Here is a 17119-nt window from a genome sequence, read left to right on the forward strand (position 1 = left end):
GGGAACTGCCTTCACACGGACCGCGCCCCTCAACGCGGTCCGGCCGTCACGACATGGCGACGGCCTGGCTTGAGGCTAAGCCCGTCGTGCGGGCCGCTGTCAAGCCTGTCCGAAAGGTGAGCACCGCGTCTCATCTCGGTTGACGGGCACGCGCCGGACTGTTCCACTGTGCTCATGCGTTCCCATCAGCCGGTCACCCGCGACCACATCGACTTCGGTCGAGTGTGGTCCGCCTCGTGTTGCCGCTGACCTGGTAGCCGACCGCGTAGAGGCCCGAACTCCCCTTGATCCGCCCATGTTCCGGGCAGCCCGTCGCTCCGCCCCGGCTACCGCAGGACGCTTCGCACGCCTTCACACCGTTCGTCAGTTGCAGCCGCTGCAGCACTCCACACACTGGCAGCACTCGCAGGAACACTCGCAGCATTCACACGCATCACAGCAGTCGCAGTCACAGTCGCCACGGCACCAGCCCTGCCTCGGCTGCCCGGTCCACGGGTCGCGGTACGGGTCGCGGCAGCACAACTGGCAAGTGCAGCAAAGCCCGGTCCAGATCGCGCAGCCGGTGAACCAGTCGCGGCGGCGTGGCGGCTCCGGCGGCGGGAACCCGCCGCCGGGCCCGCCCGGCGCGTAGGGATTCTGGTACGGGTCGCCGTGCGGGTTCTGGTACTGGTCGCCGTGCCGCGGGCCGCCGTACGGGTACTGCCGAGGCGGGCCATACGGGCCGCCGGGCGGCGGGTGGGAGCCTTCCACGGGCGGCGTCGCGCAGCGGTGTCCCGGCGTCCCGAAGGCGCGGTCCACCGACCTGGGCAGCTCATGGACGAGCAGCACGTGCGCCAGCCTGGCGTCGGTGAACTCCACCTCGCGCAGTGCGAGTCGCACTCCGTGCACCGCGTCGTCGCACAGCCGCCGCGCCTCGGCGAGGCTGGTTCCGGTCGCGGTCAGCAGGTTCCAGGCGCCGGACCGCTGGTCCGCCGTCAGATCCTGGACGGCGTCCAGCAGATGCGCGAGCCGGCCGAAGAGCCGTCCGGCCTCGGCGAGCGGGGCGCGGTTGCCCGGCCGTCCGGCGAGCACCGCGGTGTGCTCGAAGGCCGCGGCGGTGGCCGTCTCGGTGGGTTCGGTGACGGCCAGCAGCGGGGTGCCGGGGCCGGCCAGCGCCTCGATGCCGGTCTGCCGGTCCACCGCGTCGACCAGGACCGCGGTGTCGAAGCCGATTCCGGCGCCGACCGAGGCGCCCCTGCGGTCCCAACTGCCCGCCACCCGGCGGGCGGCGGCGGCCACCGGGCGACGCCCCAGCAGCCCGTCACGGTCGGCGATGTGGTCCCGTACCTTCGCGGAGGCCAGGACGAGGGAGACCGCGGCGGCCAGTCGGGCGCCCTCGCCCTTGGCCACCGGGGCGGTGCGCATGCCGCGCAGCGGGCAGGGTCCGGCGGTGCGCCGCCAGTCGCCGGAGCGTTGGGACTGCGCCTCCACCAGGACGGAAATGATAAGCCCGTCGTAGTTGGTGGCGACCCGGGCCAACTGCCCGTGGTCGTCGCGCAACGCGAGGCACAGGCCGCACAGATGGGCCGTCCACGAGGTGGCAAGGCCCTCGGACAGCCGGTGCCGACACGGCCGTATGATCCCGAACAACTCTCCCCCATCAGCCAAAAAGGCACAGTCAACCGCGCGCATTTTTGATCGCGAACAGTCACAACTGGTCGTCGCCGGTCGCGATCGGCCCGTCATGCTACCGGCCACCCGGAACGTGGCCGCGCACGGGAGTGAACCCGGCCCAAGGCGGGAAGGGAACCGCCCGGACGGGCACGAAGGACGGCGATCGATGAGCCATACGGACGCGCACCGTCACCCCCGCCGAGAGGCTTGACGGTGGCTTCCTCGCACACCGTCACAATCCGCATTCCTACGATTACCTGACGCATCGCCATGTGCGGCTGTTGCACCAGAACCGTCACGAATCCCCAGTACGGCGGCTTTCCACTTGGCGCATCATCCACATCATGGACGACCATAGGAGGGCGGACGGTACGGACCGCGCGTGAGAGGAGGCGTCCATGGGTTCGGTGCGGAAGGCCAGCGCATGGCTTGGACTCGTCGACGAAGGCGACGACGAGCGCTACTACGACGAGGAGTACACGGACTACACCGAGGGGCCCGAGTCCAGCGAATGGGTCACCGACCCGCGGGTGCGGGTCGCCGCGGTCAGCGCCGAGGAGCAGGGCCAGCGGATCGCCACGGTCACCCCGGACGGCTTCCGGGACGCGCGCGGCATCGGTGAGTTGTTCCGGGAGGGCGTGCCGGTGATCGTCAACCTCACGGCCATGGAGTCGGCCGACGCCAAGCGGGTGGTGGACTTCGCGGCAGGTCTGACCTTCGGCCTGCGCGGCTCCATCGAACGGGTGGCGACGCGGGTGTTCCTGCTGACCCCCGCCGACTACAGGGTGGTTGACGGTGCGGCGGGCAGCCGCTCCGCGGACGGCTTCTTCAACCAGAGCTGAAGGGGCAGGCCGGGGGGCTGCCCCAAAGGGGCTCGGGGCTCACGCCGCCGCGCCCACCGCGGGTCGTGGCCGGTTCGGCACCGCCGGTCCCCGACGCGCGGCCACTCACCGTCCCGGCGCCAGAAGGCCCCGAGACGGCACCCGCGGTACCCGTCCGCCCGGGGCCCCGGAGTCTTGCCCCGGGATTGAGCCCGCCCGCGGGCCTAGCGGAACGCGTCCAGTCCGGTGAGGGCCTTGCCCAGGACCAACTGGTGCATCTCCACGGTGCCCTCGTACGTCAGGACACTCTCCAGGTTGGTGGCGTGCCGCATCACCGGGTACTCCAGCGAGATCCCGTTGGCGCCCAGGATGGTGCGCGCGGTGCGGCAGATCTCGATCGCCTCGCGCACGTTGTTGAGCTTGCCGAAGCTGACCTGCTCCGGGCGCAGCCGCCCGGCGTCCATCCGGCGGCCGAGGTGGTGGGCGAGCAGGATGCCCTTGTGCAGCTCGACGGCCATGTCGGCGAGCTTGGCCTGGGTGAGCTGGAAAGCACCGATGGGGCGGCCGAACTGCTCCCGTGACCTGGCGTAGTCCAGCGCCGACTCGAAGCAGCTGCGGGCCGCGCCCATCGAACCCCAGACGATGCCGTAACGGGCGTGGCTCAGACAGCTCAGCGGCCCGCGCAGCCCGCTGACCTCCGGCAGCACCGCGTCGGCGGGCAACCGCACGTCGTCCAGGACGAGTTCACTGGTGACCGAGGCGCGCAGGCTCCACTTGTGCCTGATCTCCGGCGCGGAGAAGCCGGGTGCGTCGGTGGGGACGACGAAACCGCGGATGCCCTCGTCAGTACGGGCCCAGACCACCGCCACCCCGGCCACCGAACCGTTGGTGATCCACATCTTGCGCCCGGTCAGCACCCAGTCGGTGCCGTCCCGCTTGGCGTACGTGGTCATCCCGGCCGGGTCGGAGCCGTGGTCGGGCTCGGTCAAGCCGAAGCAGCCGATCACCTCTCCGGCGGCCATCCGCGGCAGCCACTCCCGCTTCTGCGCCTCGGAGCCGTAGCGGTGGATCGCGTACATCGCCAACGAGCCCTGGACCGAGACCAGCGAGCGGATCCCGGAGTCAGCGGCCTCCAACTCCAGGCAGGCCAGCCCGTACTGGACGGCGCTGGCCCCGGCGCAGCCGTACCCGTCGAGGGACATGCCGAGCGCCCCGATGGCGCCGAGTTCGCGGGCCAGCTCGCGGATGCCGGGCAGTTCACCGCGCTCGTACCACTCTGCGATGTTCGGCAGCACCCGGTCGGCGGCCCAGCGGCGCACCGTCTCCCGCACCGCGCGGTCCTCGTCGCTCAGCAGGTCGTCGAGACCGAGCGGGTCGAGCGGGTCGAAGGACGGCGACGCGCCGCCACTCCGGCCCGCCCGGCCACCGCCCTCGAACGAGGAGCCGCGCTCCACTGCCATACCGGTGCTCCTTGGGACGGTCGATCGTCGCTGATCGATCTTTCCTGGTCGCCGCTGACGCTACGGCCGCGTCCGCCCGTCGTAAAGACCCTCAAGGTCAGCGCCCTCGGCCTGCGCGCACGCCGTCGTCTCGGCGCTGCGCGGCAGGCGGAGCGCGGCGAGCGCGCCGAGCAGCAGCAGTACGGCGCTGGCGGACAGGGTGAGGTGCAGCCCGTGCACGAAGGAGCCGCGGGCGGCGGAGCGCAGTGCCTCACCGGTACCGCCGCCGATCCGGTCGGCCACCTCGTACGCCTCGCCGAGCGAGTGCGCCGCCTCGTTGCCGGCGGCGGCCGGAACGCCGGGGACGCCGTGGACGCCGGGCGCGTACCCGGCGTTCATCACGCTGCCGAGCAGTGCGATGCCCGTTCCGGCACCGAGTTGGTAGGAGGTCTCGCCGATCGCCGCGGCCCCGCCCGCCTGGGCTGCCGGGGCGTCGCTGAGCATCGACTCGTACGCCCCGAACAAGGTGGTCTCCAGCCCGAAGCCGAGGGCGACGAACGCGGTGGTGAGCAGCCAGGGGCGGTCGTGCTGTCCCATGACGGTCAGCGACAGCACGGCGCAGGCGGTGAGCACGAAGCCGAGGCAGACCATGAGCCGCGGCCCGAGCCGGTGCAGCAGCCGCGATCCGGCGAGCCCGGCGGCCATCGCGGCGAGAGTGAGCGGCAGCAGCCGCAGCCCGGTCTCCAACGGGGCCAGGCCGAGCACCAGTTGGAGGTACTGGACGGCGATCAGCTCAAGGCCGACCAGCGCCAGCATCGCCAGCACGATGCAGCCGACCGAGGTGCTGAACGCGGGCCTGGCGAACATCCGCATGTCCACCAGCGGGTGCCGCAGCCCGCGTTGCCGTCGTACGAACAGCCAGAGCAGTGCCACCCCCACCAGCAGCGGAACGATCACCACCGGCTGGTACGGCGTGGCGCCGCCGCCGAGCCGCTTGACGCCGAGGATCACCCCGAGGATGCCCAGCGCCGCCATCCCGGCCCCGAGCACGTCCCACGGCCCGTCGTGCGCGCCGGTGGACTCCGGCAGCAGTCGGCGGGCCACCGGCCAGAGCACCGCCAGCAGCGGAATGTTGACCAGGAAGACCGAGCCCCACCAGAAGCGCTCCACCAGGAAGCCGCCGAGCACCGGTCCGACCGCCGCGCCGACCGCCGCGATCGCGCTCCACAGACCGATGGCCAGGGCGCGTTCCCTGCGGTCGGGGAAGACCTGCCGCAGGATCGACAGCGTGGCGGGCATGATCATGGCGCCGCCGACGCCCAGCAGCGCGCGGGCCGCGATCAGCACGGCCGGGGTGGTGGCCAGCGCCGCGACCGCGGAGGCGGCGGCGAACAGCCCGTAGCCCACCAGCAGCACCCGGCGGCGGCCGACACGGTCGCCGAGGGTGCCGAACAGGATGAGCAGGGAGGCGGCGGCGAGCGGATAGGCGTCGACGATCCACAGCAGGGCTATCGCGCTGGGGCGCAGGTCCTCGCTGAGCGAGGGGACCGCGACGTGCAGCACGGTCGCGTCGAGCGCGACGAGCAGCAGGCTGACGCAGAGCACGGCCAGGATCGTCCAGCGGTTGGCGGGGCCGGTGGCCCCGCCGGTGTCCGGACGCGGCCGTCTGGCCCGTGGGACTGCGGCCGCCGTCGGGGTGCCGACCGTGGTCGTCCCCGTCATCCATGCACCTCCACTGGTGTGCGCTCGCGCCCCGCGTGCGACGCCGCCCGGCGCCCGCGCCCGGTTGGCCGCGGCACCCGGCGAAATGGGGCGGGTGAGCCGCCAGGGTACGCGAGTGGGAGGACCCGGCTTCCGGCGCAGGACGCCTTCCCGGCGCGACCATCGGCTTCCGGCCAGCGGTGGGGGGTGCGCGGCGGGTGGCCTTGGTCACACCCAGGAGTCACCCCGCCGCCCCCGCGTGTTGACCCGGTGTTGGCCTTCCCAGGTTAAGGATCTTGAAACGGAACGCGACCAGCGCCCAAATCTGACGACGCATCAGATTTAACCTGGCTCCGGAAAATCACCCGCTCCCATTCCGGGGATTGCACGGAAAACAGCGGACGGAAATTCGGAACACCACCGCAACGGCATCGCTCAACCACGTCCAGAACAAGTGGAAAATGTGAGCTGCCCGACATCCGTGACTGTTGCCACATCACATCGTCATCACAAAAAGGCCCGTTCGGCCAAACACAGCCGTCACACGCTGTAACGTCGATTGTGTGCGTACTGACCGAATCCTCGCCGACCCGGCGCCACGGCTAGAGCCGACGCGGCCGGGCGGCCACGAGGTCCCAGGGATGAGCCGAACACGCCAGGTGCTGTTCGGCACCACCACGGTGGCCTACGCGGCCATAGTCGCGGCCGTGCTCGGCACGTCCCGACTGGTGCGGCTGGACTGGCAGGTCATGCTGTTCCGGCCGTACAAGCAGTGGCCCCAATTCCACGCGTTCCTGGACTACTTCGTGGTCCTCGGGCAGCGCGGCCCGACAGCCGTGATGGTCGCGGCGTGGCTGGGCTGGCGCACCTGGAAGCAGCGCTCCCTGCGCCCGCTGCTGGTACTCGGCACCGCGCTGCTGCTTCTCAACATCACGGTGGGCGCGGTCAAGTACGGCCTGGGCAGGCTCGGCCCGCACTACGCCACCACGATCGGCTCCGCCGAACTGTTCGGGGGCGGCGACATATTTCCCTCAGGACACACCGCGAACGCGGTGGTGACCTGGGGGATCCTTGCCTATCTGGCCACCACGCCGCGGGCCAGGCGGGTGCTGTCAGTGGTCAGCGCGATGCTCTCGCTGGGCGTGGGCATGACCACGATCTACCTCGGTACCCACTGGGTCAGCGATGTGCTCAGCGGCTGGTGCGCGGGGCTGCTGGTGCTGCTTGCGCTGCCCTGGTTCGAGCCGCTGATCAGCCGCGCCGAGCAGTGGCTGCTGGTGAAGTGGACGCAGTTGCGGTCCCGTTGGCTGCCGACGCCGGTCACGGTCTCGCCGATCGCCGCCCGCTCCGGCGTCATCCCGCCGCGCGACGCCGCGGACGACGCCCCGCTGCTCCAGCCGGTCGGCGCGGGCGCCCCCGCCCGCCCCACCGCCGCCACCGCCACCGCGACCGCCACGGCCTCCAGGGCGGCGCACCACGGCATGCGCGGCCACATCGCGCGCCTTGACCGGGCGACGGTCCCCGCGCCCGGCAACCGCCGCCCACCGCACGTCGAACGGGCGGCCCACCCGGCCACCCATCGCGGCCGGGGCAACCAGGGCTGAGCCGAAAGGAACAGCGCGAGAGGTCGACGGCCCGCGGGGAGCGGTACGCACAACTCCCCCGCGGGCCGTCGGCGTGTTCGGGTTCAGCCCGCCCAGCAGCGGGTCACCACGCCGTCCTGGACCGTGAGGTTCAGCCGCCCGGCGAGGTACTCCAGGGTGATCACCGCGTCCGGCGGCAACGCCCGTACCGTCGTCCAGCCGTGCCGGGCGGCGGTGCGCTCGGCCTCCTGCGCGGGCATGCCGACGTACTGGCCGAGGTCGTCCTCGGGGACCGGACCGGGGGTCGGTGAGGGTGCCATGTCCGCCACCGTACGGCCCCTCGGCGGGCGCCGCCGAGGGGCGGGCCGGTGGCATCGTCACGCTTCTGTCACAGTGCGCGCCGCGGTGTTTGCCGCCCCAGCAACCCTCACTCAGCGCCGCCGCGCCCTCCGCGAAAAACACCGCCACGCCCGCCAGAAATCATCCGTGCACCGGCCAGCCGGTTTATCCGGAAGGCTGTTTCCAGCACCGGCCACGCAATTTCAGAACCGCATGCGGAGTTAATCGCCAACACCAAGCGGAATGGCTGGAACGGAACCCACTATTCCTCCACACCGCCCCCTCGCTGTTCACGTGTTCACAACGCGGACCGGCCCTGGGCAGGCCGCCCGCCCAGCGCGGCAAGCTCCTCATCGGTCAGCAGCCGCGACCGGATCAGGAAGCGGTGGCCGGTGGGCGCCTCCAACGAGAACCCGCTGCCGCGCCCCGGCACCACGTCGATCGTCAGATGCGTGTGGCTCCAGTACGCGAACTGGTCCCGCGCCATCCAGACCGGCACCGGGACCGTGCCGGGCACATCGAGGTCCCCCAGGTGCACATCGGCGTCCCCGACGAGGAACTCCCCCGCCGGGTAGCACATCGGCGAACTGCCGTCGCAGCAGCCGCCCGACTGGTGGAACATCAACGGGCCGTGCGACTCCGCGAGGCGGCGCAGCAGCCGCGCCGCCTCCTCGGTGCACCCGACCCGGCACGCCTTGGCCGTGCCCATCAGAACAGCCCGAGCCCCTGCGGGGCGTAGCTCACCAGCAGGTTCTTGGTCTGCTGGTAGTGGTCCAGCATCATCTTGTGGCCCTCCCGGCCGATGCCGGAGTTCTTGTAGCCGCCGAAGGCCGCGTGCGCGGGGTAGGCGTGGTAGCAGTTGGTCCACACCCGGCCGGCCTGGATGGCGCGGCCCGCCCGGTACGCGGTGTTGCCGTCCCTGGTCCACACGCCCGCGCCCAGTCCGTACAGCGTGTCGTTGGCGAGCGAGATCGCCTCGTCGAAGCCCTCGAAGGGGGTGACCGCGACGACCGGGCCGAAGATCTCCTCCTGGAAGATCCGCATGCTGTTCTGGCCCTCGAAGATCGTCGGCGCCATGTAGTAGCCGCCGGAGAGCTCACCGCCGAGGTCGACGCGTTCGCCGCCGACGAGCAGCTTGGCGCCCTCGGCGGCGCCGATGTCGACGTAGGAGAGGATCTTCTCCAGCTGGTCGTTGCTGGCCTGGGCGCCCACCATGGTGTCGGTGTCCAGCGGGTTGCCCTGCCGGATGGAGCGGGTCCGCTCCAGGCAGTCGCTGAGGAAGCTGTCGTAGAACGCCTCCTGGATCAGCGCCCGGGACGGGCAGGTGCACACCTCGCCCTGGTTGAGGGCGAACATGGTGAAGCCCTCCAGCGCCTTGTCGTAGAACTCGTCCGGCTCGCGCGCCACGTCCGCGAAGAAGATGTTGGGGCTCTTGCCGCCCAGTTCCAGGGTGACCGGGATGATGTTCTGGCTCGCGTACTGCATGATCAGGCGGCCGGTGGTGGTCTCCCCGGTGAAAGCCACCTTGGCCACCCGGGAGTTGGCGGCCAGCGGCTTGCCCGCCTCGACGCCGAAGCCGTTGACGACGTTGACCACCCCAGGCGGCAGCAGGTCCTGGATCAGCTCGATCAGCACCAGCACCGAGGCCGGGGTCTGCTCCGCGGGCTTGAGCACCACCGCGTTGCCCGCCGCGAGCGCGGGCGCCAGCTTCCAGGCGGCCATCAGGATCGGGAAGTTCCACGGGATGATCTGGCCGACCACGCCCAGCGGTTCGTGGAAGTGGTAGGCCACGGTGTCGTCGTCCAGCTGCGCGATCGAGCCCTCCTGCGTCCGGATGGCGCTGGCGAAGTACCGGAAGTGGTCCGCGGCCAGCGGAAGATCGGCGGCGAGCGCCTCCCGGATCGGCTTGCCGTTGTCCCACACCTCGGCGACCGCGAGCTGGGTCAGGTTCTGCTCGATCCGGTCGGCGATCCTCCCGAGCACCGCGGCCCGCTCCGCCGGTGCGGTACGGGCCCAGGCGGGCGCCGCCGAGTGGGCGGCGTCCAGGGCGAGTTCGATGTCGGCGGCGGTGGAGCGGGCGACCTCGGTGAACGTCTGTCCGGTGACCGGGGTCGGGTTCTCGAAGTACTGGCCGGCGGCGGGGGCGGTCCACTCGCCGCCGATCCAGTTCTCGTACCGGGAGCGGAAGGTGACGGCGCTGCCGGGTGTGCCAGGTGCCTGATAGACCGTCATACGGCTGCCTCCTTGGGGGTTCGGGCGCGCGGGGCGGCCCGGACGTTCCTGGATGGAGCGACGTTCCTGGGTCGACCGCACGCTACCCCCGGTCCGCCGCCTCGGCCATGAGCTGGTACGGATCGCGCCAAGGGACGGTTCGCCGACGACCGGCGGCGCTACGGGAGTTGAGCGCCGTACCGTCCCCGGGGGCGGTACGGCGCCGCAGGACCCCGGCAGACAAGTCGCTCGCCGTCGCGGTGGGTTCGTACCCCGCGACGGCGAGCGGATGTGGCGATTCCAGCCGGACGGATCAGACGTTGAGGCGCTCTCCCGGCATGATCAGGTTCGGGTTGTCGCCGATGGCCTTCTTGTTGGCGGCGTACAGGTGCTGCCACGTGGTGCCGTGGGCCGCCGCGATGCCGCTGAGCGTGTCGCCGGAGGCGACGGTGTAGTCGCCGTGGCCCGACTCGGCGGTGCGGGTGGCGGACCTGGTGGTGCTCGGCGCTTCCTCGCCGCGCTCGGTGGGCGCCGGCTTGTAGGCCTTGTGGCCGCTGGTGTGGCTCGCGCCGCTGGACCGCGGCGCCGACTCGGTGGGCGCGCCGCCGTACGCCCCGGCCTGGGACGAGCAGACCGGCCAGGCGCCCCAGCCCTGTGCGGCCTGCACCCTGCTGGCGACCGCGATCTGCTCCGAGCGGCTGGCCTCGCTGGCGTTCGGCGCGTAGTTCGTACCGCCGTAGGCGGCCCAGGTGCTGGCGCTGAACTGAAGGCCGCCGAAGTAGCCGTTGCCGGTGTTGATGTGCCAGTCGCCGCCGCTCTCACAGCTCGCGATGCGGTCCCACACACCAGAGTCGGCGGCCTGCGCCTGCCCCGCGCTGACCGCGACCGCGGCCAGGGGTGCCACGACAGCCGCCCCCGCGAACATGGCGGCCCGCGCCCTGCGGCGCAGCCCGGTCGCGGTGTTGGACGTCACTGCGTGCTTGCGGCGCTCCGGATGTCCGGACATGAATCCCCTTCTCAACGGACCCGGGCTTCCCCCTGTCGTGCCAACGGGACGTCCACCGGACGCGTTCGCGCCCCGTGCCCGTCCCGCCCGTCCGCTGACCGCGCTGACGCGGTCGTCCTCCGTGCGGACTGCCCGGGCGGTGCTCTGTGCACACGGCCGCCGAATCTAGGGAGCACAAGCCGCTGATATCAACCAATGCCCGTTCTGCCCAGGCCAGTTGGCGGTTACCAGAGGTAACAGGCCTTGTTTCGCACCCCTTTGATGGCGTTTCATCCCGATACCGCACAGCGGAACGCAACCTTCCTGTGAGGTTCTTCACGCGTTCACAAGCGTGTACAACGTCACAAGATCTACACGGAGTAAGGGATTCCGGGAGGCCGATCACCCTACGCATACGACTAGTTGAACCCGCCCCAGTCCGCGCGTGACCCCTGCCACAGATGGCCCGTTGTCACTGCGAGCCGGGAAACTCCGGGCTCGCGCCGAACGCACCCCCGAGGAGTCACCCCGTGCCGCCCATGCTCGATGTCAGCGACGATGTACGCGCCGAGATCGGCGACGAGGAGGCCGCCCGCCTGGCGTCAGGCGAGAACGCACCTGGCCCGTACGACTGCACCTCCTGCCGCACCCCCGGCAACACCGACCATGAACGCACCAGCACGGTGCTGTTCGTCGGCGAGGAGACCGCGGTGCTCGCCTTCGCGCACGCCAGATGCATCCCGTCGCAGGTCGTACCGGTCTCCGAGGAGCAGCTACAGGTCGCCGTGCGCAGCATCACCGGCGAGACCACCGCCACCGAGCCGCCGCAGCAGCCGCCCGCCTCAGTCCAGCCGACCCCTGAGGAGCAGGCCGTCCTGGGCATCACCTGCGGTCTGGTGCTCTGCCAGGACAACCTGCACCCGGCGCTGGTGGTCGAGCCCACCAGCCCGGTGGCCCGCCCGGGCAACTCGTCCCACGACGAGTTCCTGGTCCTGCTCGGCGAGGCGGGCTTCCACCCGGTCGGCAACCTGGAGATCCCGCCGCCCGAGCTGGCCGGCTGGTCCGTGCTGATGGCGATGGGCAAGCTGCACGCCGTCCTCCAGGGCAGCCCCAACGCCGCCAACGCCTCAGCCTGGTGGCAGGCGCACCAGCCGCTGCCGGTCAGCGAGGGCTGGCGCAGCGCGGCCAACCGCAGCAACAAGGTGTTCGTCTACGCCGCGCCGGCCGGCACCATCGGCCGCCAGCCGCGCGAGGACCTGTTGCGCGACGCGCTGGACCGGGCGGCGAGCACCGGTCGGCTGGTCGGCGGCACGATGCCGCTCGCCGGTACCTGAGCCAGCCGATCGCCACCAAGGCCGGAGTACCCCGTTCGGGGGTACTCCGGCCTTCGTCGTGCCCGATTGGCCCTCGTCATACGACTTTTGCCTAGGGAAGGGTCATTTCGCCCCGTACGGCCCGCATCTCGGACGTACGGGAATCGTTGGCACATACGTGCACACCTATGACACCTTCTCCCGAGTCCCGTACCAGAGCCACATCCCGCCGATGCGCTCGCCGCACGACTCGCTCGCGGGCTCGGCCACCCCGATCTACGACGCGCTGTACTCCGAGTACCGACGGATGTTCCGGGCGCTGCCAGGCGACCGCACCGGCGAGGAGGAACTCCAGTTCGACGACGGCCGCCCCTGGCCGCAGCACGAACAGCGGGCCATCACTCAGACCTACGGCCGCTACCGCGGTCAACTGCCCGCCGCGCTGCCTCCGGGGCAGTCCAACCCGTCCGGGGCCATCGCCCCGTACGACAACCGGATGCGCGGGCGCTGAACGGCGCCCGCGCATCGCGGGGGGCGGCTACTTCTTGCGCCCGCGCTTCTCGCGCACCCGCACCGAGATCTGGATCGGGGTGCCCTCGAAGCCGAACTCCTCGCGCAACCGGCGCTCGATGAAGCGGCGGTAGCCCGCCTCCAGGAAGCCGGAGGCGAACAGTACGAACCGCGGCGGCTTGGTCCCGGCCTGCGTGCCGAACAGGATGCGCGGCTGCTTGCCGCCGCGGATCGGGTGCGGATGCGCGGCGACCAGCTCGCCCAGGAAGGCGTTGAGACGGCCGGTGGGAATCCGGGTCTCCCAGCCCGCGAGCGCGGTCTCGATCGCCGGAACGAGCTTTTCCATATGGCGCCCGGTGAGCGCTGAAACGTTCACCCGGGGCGCCCACTGGACCTGCACCAGGTCCTGCTCGATCTCCCGCTCCAGGTAGTACCGGCGCTCCTCGTCCAGCTGGTCCCACTTGTTGTAGGCGATCACACAGGCCCGGCCCGCGTCGACCGCCATCGAGACGATCCTGGTGTCCTGCACGGAGAGCGTCTCGCTGGCGTCGACCAGGATGACCGCCACCTCGGCCTTCTCCAGGGCCGCGGCGGTGCGCAGCGAGGCGTAGTAGTCGGCGCCCTCGGTGAGGTGGACACGGCGGCGGATACCCGCGGTGTCCACGAACTTCCAGGTCTTGCCGCCGAGTTGGATCAGCTCGTCCACCGGGTCGCGGGTGGTGCCCGCGAGTTCGTTGACGACCACCCGCTCCTCGCCCGCGACCTTGTTCAGCAGCGAGGACTTGCCGACGTTCGGCCTACCGATCAGCGCCACCCGGCGCGGCCCCCCGAGCGCCTCGCCGAAGGTCTGCGCGGGCGCCTGTGGCAGCACCTCCAGCACCGCGTCCAGCAGGTCACCGGTGCCGCGGCCGTGCAGTGAGGAGACCGGGTACGGCTCACCGAGGCCGAGCGACCACAGCATGGCCGCGTCCGCCTCACCCGAAGGGCCGTCGACCTTGTTGGCGCACAGCACGACCGGCTTGCCCGCCCGGCGCAGCAGCTTGACCACCGCCTCGTCGGTGTCGGTGGCGCCCACGGTGGAGTCGACCACGAACACCACCGCGTCGGCGGCCTCGATGGCGAACTCGGCCTGCGCGGCGACCGAGGCGTCGATGCCGAGGACGTCCTGCTCCCAGCCACCGGTGTCGACGATCTTGAAGCGGCGGCCGTTCCAGTGCGCCTCGTAGGTGACCCGGTCCCGGGTGACGCCCGGGCGGTCCTCGACCACCGCTTCTCGGCGCCCGATGATCCGGTTGACCAGGGTCGACTTGCCCACGTTGGGGCGGCCGACCACGGCCAGCACCGGCAGCGGGCCGTGCCCGGCCGCCGCCAGGTCGTCGGCCACCTCTTCGAGGTCGAAGCCCTCCTCCGCCGCCAGCTCCATGAACTCGGCGTACTCGGCGTCGCCGAGCGCGCCGTGCTCGCCGTACTCGTCTGTGGTGTCCATGAAGTCTTTCCTCGTCATCCGTCAGCGAAGTGTTCGGGGTTCCTCAGTCGCGCCCGGTGGCGCGCCTGGCGTATTCCAGATGGGCGGTCAGCTGCTTCTGGATGCGGGCGGTGGCGGTGTCCAGCGCGCTGCGGGTACGGCGCCCGGTTCCGTCGGTCGGATCGAACGGGTCACCGAAGACCACGTCGATCCGGCTGCGCAGCGGCGGCAGCGCCGGGATGAGCCGTCCGGCGCGTGCGCTGCCGAGCACCGCCGCCGGTACCACCGGCGCGCCGGTGCGCACCGCGAAGTAGGCCAGCCCGGACCGCAGTTCGGCGAAGTCGCCGGCGCCGCGGGTGCCCTCGGGGAAGATCCCCAGCACCCCACCGCGCTCCAGCACACCGAGCGCCGCGCTGATCGCGGCCCGGTCGGCGCGGCCGCGGTCCACCGGAAGCTGACCGATGCCCCGCAGGAACAGACCCAGCGGGCCGACGAACGCCTCCTGCTTGACCAGGAAGTGCACCGGCCGCGGCGCGGTGCCGATCAGCATCGGGCCGTCGACGTTGTGGGCGTGGTTGCCCGCGAGGATGACCGGACCGCTGGCCGGGAACCGCCAGGCGCCGAGCACCCGGGGCCGCCAGCCGCCGTTCATCAGGCCGATGCCGATCCCGCGGCCGACGGCCGCGCCGCGGGGACCGGGGGTCACGCCGTGCGTGCGCGTCACCGAGCCGCTCGCTTCTCCTCGATCAGGGTGACGATGCACTCGATGACCTGGTCGAGGGTGAGGTCCGTGGTGTCGACCTCGATCGCGTCGTCCGCCTTGGCCAGCGGCGAGGTCTTACGGCCGGAGTCGGCCGCGTCCCGCTTGACCAGCGCGGCCTGGGTGGCGGCGAGGTCGGCCGCCTCCTTGCCGTTCAGCTCGCCGTTGCGCCGGGCCGCGCGCGCCTGGGCGGAGGCGGTCAGGAAGATCTTCACGGTGGCGTCGGGCAGCACCGTGGTACCGATGTCCCGGCCCTCCACCACGATCCCGTTCGGCGCCGCGGCGGCGGCCGAACGCTGGAGCTCCACGAGGCGGGCGCGCACCTCGGGCACCGCACTGACCGCGCTGACCGCCGCGGTGACCTCCTGGGTGCGGATCGGGCCCGCGGCGTCCGTGCCGTCGACCGTGATGGTCGGGGCGGACGGGTCCGTGCCGGAGACGATGGTGGGCTTGTCGGCGGCGGTGGCCACCTCGGCCGCGTTGTCGACGTCTATGCCGTTGCTCAGCATCCACCACGTCATCGCCCGGTACTGGGCGCCGGTGTCCAGGTAGCTCAGGCCCAGCTTGGCCGCGACCGCCTTGGACGTGCTCGACTTACCCGTGCCGGACGGGCCGTCGATGGCGACGATCACCGGAGTTTCCACAGCTGGGGGACCTTCCTCGTGCACGGGTGGGAGCAGAACGCCAACGACAAGGTTACCGGCCGCGCGGGCGGTGCCGTCCCGTCGGCCTACTGCCTGATCGACCAGCCGCGCTCGCGCAGCGCGGCGGTGAGCACCGGCACCGCCTTCGGCTCCACCATGAGTTGCAGCAGACCCGTCTGCTGGCCGGTGGCGTGCTCCACGCGCACGTCCTCGATGTTGACCCCGGCCGCGCCCGCGTCGGCGAACACCCGGGCCAGTTCGCCGGGCTGGTCGCCGATGAGGACCACCACTGACTCGTACACCGTGGGCGCCGCGCCGTGCTTGCCGGGCACCCGTACCCGTCCGGCGTTGCCGCGCCGCAGCACCCGCTCGATGCCCGCCGCGCCGTCCTGCCGCTTGGCCTCGTCGGCCGACTGGAGGGAACGCAGCGCCTCCACCGTCTCCCCGAGGTCGGCCGCGACCTCGGCGAGCACATCGGCGACCGGCCCGGGGTTGGCGGAGAGGATGTCCACCCACATCCCGGGCTCGGAGGCGGCGATCCGGGTCACATCGCGGATGCCCTGGCCGCACAGCCGCACCGCGGACTCGTCGGCGTGCTCAAGGCGGGCCGCGACCATGCTGGACAGCAGCTGCGGGGTGTGCGAGACCAGCGCCACGGCGCGGTCGTGCGCGTCGGCGTCCATCACCACCGGCACCGCACGGCACAGCGCGACCAGTTCCAGGGCCAGGTTGAGCACCTCGGTGTCGGTGCCGCGGGTCGGGGTCAGCACCCACGGGCGGCCCTCGAACAGGTCCGGGGTCGCCGCGAGCGGTCCCGACCGCTCCCGGCCCGCCATCGGATGCGTGCCGATGTACTGCGACAGGTCGCATCCGAGCGCCTCCAGATCGCGCCGCGGGCCGCCCTTGACGCTGGCCACGTCGAGGTAGCCGCGGGCCAGCCCGGCACGCTGCGCCTCGGCGAGCGTCGTGGCGACGTGCGCCGGAGGTACCGCGATGATCGCCAGGTCCACCGGTCCCTGCGGTGCGTCGGTGGTTCCGGCGCCGAGCGCGGCGGCGGTACGGGCGGCGTCCGGGTTGTGGTCGCTGAGGTGGACGGTGACCCCACGGCTGGCCAGGGCCAGGGCGGCGGAGGTGCCGATCAGTCCGGTGCCGATGACGGCGGCGGTTCGCATGGCGCCATTTTTCCACTGCGCCGTTCCGGGGGTCGTTTCGGTCCTACCCACGCGGGCTTCGGGCGCCGCGTCCGGTAGAACGGTGCGCATGATCTTCCATGTGGTCCCGCTGGACGACTGGCTGCGCGTCCCGGAGCGGCCGTACGCGCCGCCGACCCTCGCCGAGGACGGCTTCGTGCACTGCTCGCCCGACGAGTCCACGGCGCTGGCGGTGGCCGACTCGTTCTACCGGGACGCGGTCGGGCCGCTGATGGTGCTGCTGATCGACGAGGACGCGCTGGACTCCCCGGTGCGCTGGGAGCCACCGGCGGGGACGCCCCCGCCGGGCACCGCGCCCGCGGTCCTCTTCCCGCACGTGTACGGCCGGATCAACCGCACCGCGGTCGCCGGAATGCTGGAGGTGGAACGGGACGCCGAAGGCCGGGCCCTCAGCCTCAAGCTCTGGTCCTAGCCGGACGGGCTCGGCCGGTCCTTCGCCGGGGCGCGGCTTGGCTGCGGGGCGAACCCGCGGCCCGGCGCGCCC

General features: G+C 71.8%; 16 protein-coding genes. 5 read left to right on the forward strand and 11 right to left on the reverse strand.

The window, feature by feature from the left end; translation table 11 throughout:
• Nucleotides 1-363: 363 nt before the first annotated feature.
• Nucleotides 364-1629 carry a DUF5685 family protein gene (locus P3G67_RS14470; RefSeq protein ID WP_276093877.1) on the reverse strand — a complete coding sequence of 422 codons (1266 nt, stop codon included), beginning with the start codon at nt 1627-1629 and terminating at the stop codon, nt 364-366.
• Between the two features lie 422 nt (nt 1630-2051).
• Between P3G67_RS14470 and P3G67_RS14475 the strand changes: the two genes are divergently transcribed.
• On the forward strand, nt 2052-2495 hold the full coding sequence (locus tag P3G67_RS14475; RefSeq protein ID WP_276093842.1) for a cell division protein SepF: 444 nt from the start codon (nt 2052-2054) through the stop codon (nt 2493-2495).
• Between the two features lie 203 nt (nt 2496-2698).
• On the opposite strand, the gene P3G67_RS14480 is transcribed toward P3G67_RS14475, so the two are convergent.
• Together P3G67_RS14480 and P3G67_RS14485 are read right to left on the reverse strand one after the other, a co-directional pair.
• Complete coding sequence (locus P3G67_RS14480; protein WP_276093843.1) at nt 2699-3934, reverse strand: acyl-CoA dehydrogenase family protein; 1236 nt, start codon at nt 3932-3934, stop codon at nt 2699-2701.
• A 60-nt stretch (nt 3935-3994) separates the two neighbouring features.
• Complete coding sequence (locus tag P3G67_RS14485) at nt 3995-5635, reverse strand: MFS transporter (RefSeq protein WP_276093844.1); 1641 nt, start codon at nt 5633-5635, stop codon at nt 3995-3997.
• A 542-nt stretch (nt 5636-6177) separates the two neighbouring features.
• On the opposite strand from P3G67_RS14485, the gene P3G67_RS14490 reads away from it, so the two are divergent.
• Nucleotides 6178-7218 carry a phosphatase PAP2 family protein gene (locus P3G67_RS14490; protein WP_391858256.1) on the forward strand — a complete coding sequence of 347 codons (1041 nt, stop codon included), beginning with the start codon at nt 6178-6180 and terminating at the stop codon, nt 7216-7218.
• A gap of 83 nt (nt 7219-7301) precedes the next feature.
• On the opposite strand, the gene P3G67_RS14495 is transcribed toward P3G67_RS14490, so the two are convergent.
• The 4 genes from P3G67_RS14495 to P3G67_RS14510 all read right to left on the reverse strand — a co-directional run bounded on the left by P3G67_RS14495 (nt 7302) and on the right by P3G67_RS14510 (nt 10753).
• On the reverse strand, nt 7302-7517 hold the full coding sequence (locus P3G67_RS14495; RefSeq protein WP_269856163.1) for an I78 family peptidase inhibitor: 216 nt from the start codon (nt 7515-7517) through the stop codon (nt 7302-7304).
• Between the two features lie 317 nt (nt 7518-7834).
• Nucleotides 7835-8245, reverse strand: a complete 411-nt coding sequence (locus tag P3G67_RS14500) for a DUF779 domain-containing protein (RefSeq protein WP_276093846.1) — start codon at nt 8243-8245, stop codon at nt 7835-7837.
• Entirely contained in the window at nt 8245-9768 is a 1524-nt protein-coding gene (exaC, locus tag P3G67_RS14505) for an acetaldehyde dehydrogenase ExaC (RefSeq protein WP_276093847.1), read from the reverse strand. Before exaC ends, P3G67_RS14500 begins: the two co-directional genes overlap by 1 nt.
• 292 nt (nt 9769-10060) lie before the next feature.
• Entirely contained in the window at nt 10061-10753 is a 693-nt protein-coding gene (locus P3G67_RS14510) for a transglycosylase family protein (RefSeq protein WP_276093848.1), read from the reverse strand.
• Between the two features lie 509 nt (nt 10754-11262).
• Between P3G67_RS14510 and P3G67_RS14515 the strand changes: the two genes are divergently transcribed.
• Together P3G67_RS14515 and P3G67_RS14520 are read left to right on the forward strand one after the other, a co-directional pair.
• Nucleotides 11263-12066, forward strand: a complete 804-nt coding sequence (locus P3G67_RS14515) for a hypothetical protein (RefSeq protein WP_269856159.1) — start codon at nt 11263-11265, stop codon at nt 12064-12066.
• A 157-nt stretch (nt 12067-12223) separates the two neighbouring features.
• The gene (locus tag P3G67_RS14520) at nt 12224-12556 is read left to right on the forward strand and encodes a hypothetical protein (RefSeq protein WP_276093849.1); all 333 of its coding nucleotides are present in this window, start codon (nt 12224-12226) and stop codon (nt 12554-12556) included.
• 27 nt (nt 12557-12583) lie between these two features.
• Here the strand turns inward: P3G67_RS14520 and der are convergent, their stop codons facing one another.
• The 4 genes from der to P3G67_RS14540 form a co-directional block, all read right to left on the reverse strand.
• Nucleotides 12584-14041 (reverse strand): ribosome biogenesis GTPase Der, encoded by a 1458-nt coding sequence (gene der / locus P3G67_RS14525; RefSeq protein ID WP_269856157.1) that lies wholly within the window; start codon nt 14039-14041, stop codon nt 12584-12586.
• Nucleotides 14042-14084: 43 nt separating this feature from the next.
• Nucleotides 14085-14672: a lysophospholipid acyltransferase family protein gene (locus P3G67_RS14530; RefSeq protein WP_276093878.1), complete on the reverse strand. Its 588-nt coding sequence runs from the start codon at nt 14670-14672 to the stop codon at nt 14085-14087.
• A 68-nt stretch (nt 14673-14740) separates the two neighbouring features.
• Nucleotides 14741-15424, reverse strand: coding sequence for a (d)CMP kinase (gene cmk, locus P3G67_RS14535; RefSeq protein ID WP_276093850.1), 684 nt, complete (start codon nt 15422-15424; stop codon nt 14741-14743).
• 86 nt (nt 15425-15510) lie between these two features.
• Complete coding sequence (locus tag P3G67_RS14540; protein ID WP_276093851.1) at nt 15511-16596, reverse strand: prephenate dehydrogenase; 1086 nt, start codon at nt 16594-16596, stop codon at nt 15511-15513.
• A gap of 88 nt (nt 16597-16684) precedes the next feature.
• On the opposite strand from P3G67_RS14540, the gene P3G67_RS14545 reads away from it, so the two are divergent.
• Nucleotides 16685-17047 carry a DUF952 domain-containing protein gene (locus tag P3G67_RS14545; RefSeq protein ID WP_276093852.1) on the forward strand — a complete coding sequence of 121 codons (363 nt, stop codon included), beginning with the start codon at nt 16685-16687 and terminating at the stop codon, nt 17045-17047.
• Nucleotides 17048-17119: the final 72 nt, after the last annotated feature.

Origin of the sequence: Streptomyces silvisoli, from assembly GCF_029269905.1 — a bacterium.
GTDB lineage: Bacteria > Actinomycetota > Actinomycetes > Streptomycetales > Streptomycetaceae > Streptantibioticus_A > Streptantibioticus_A silvisoli_A.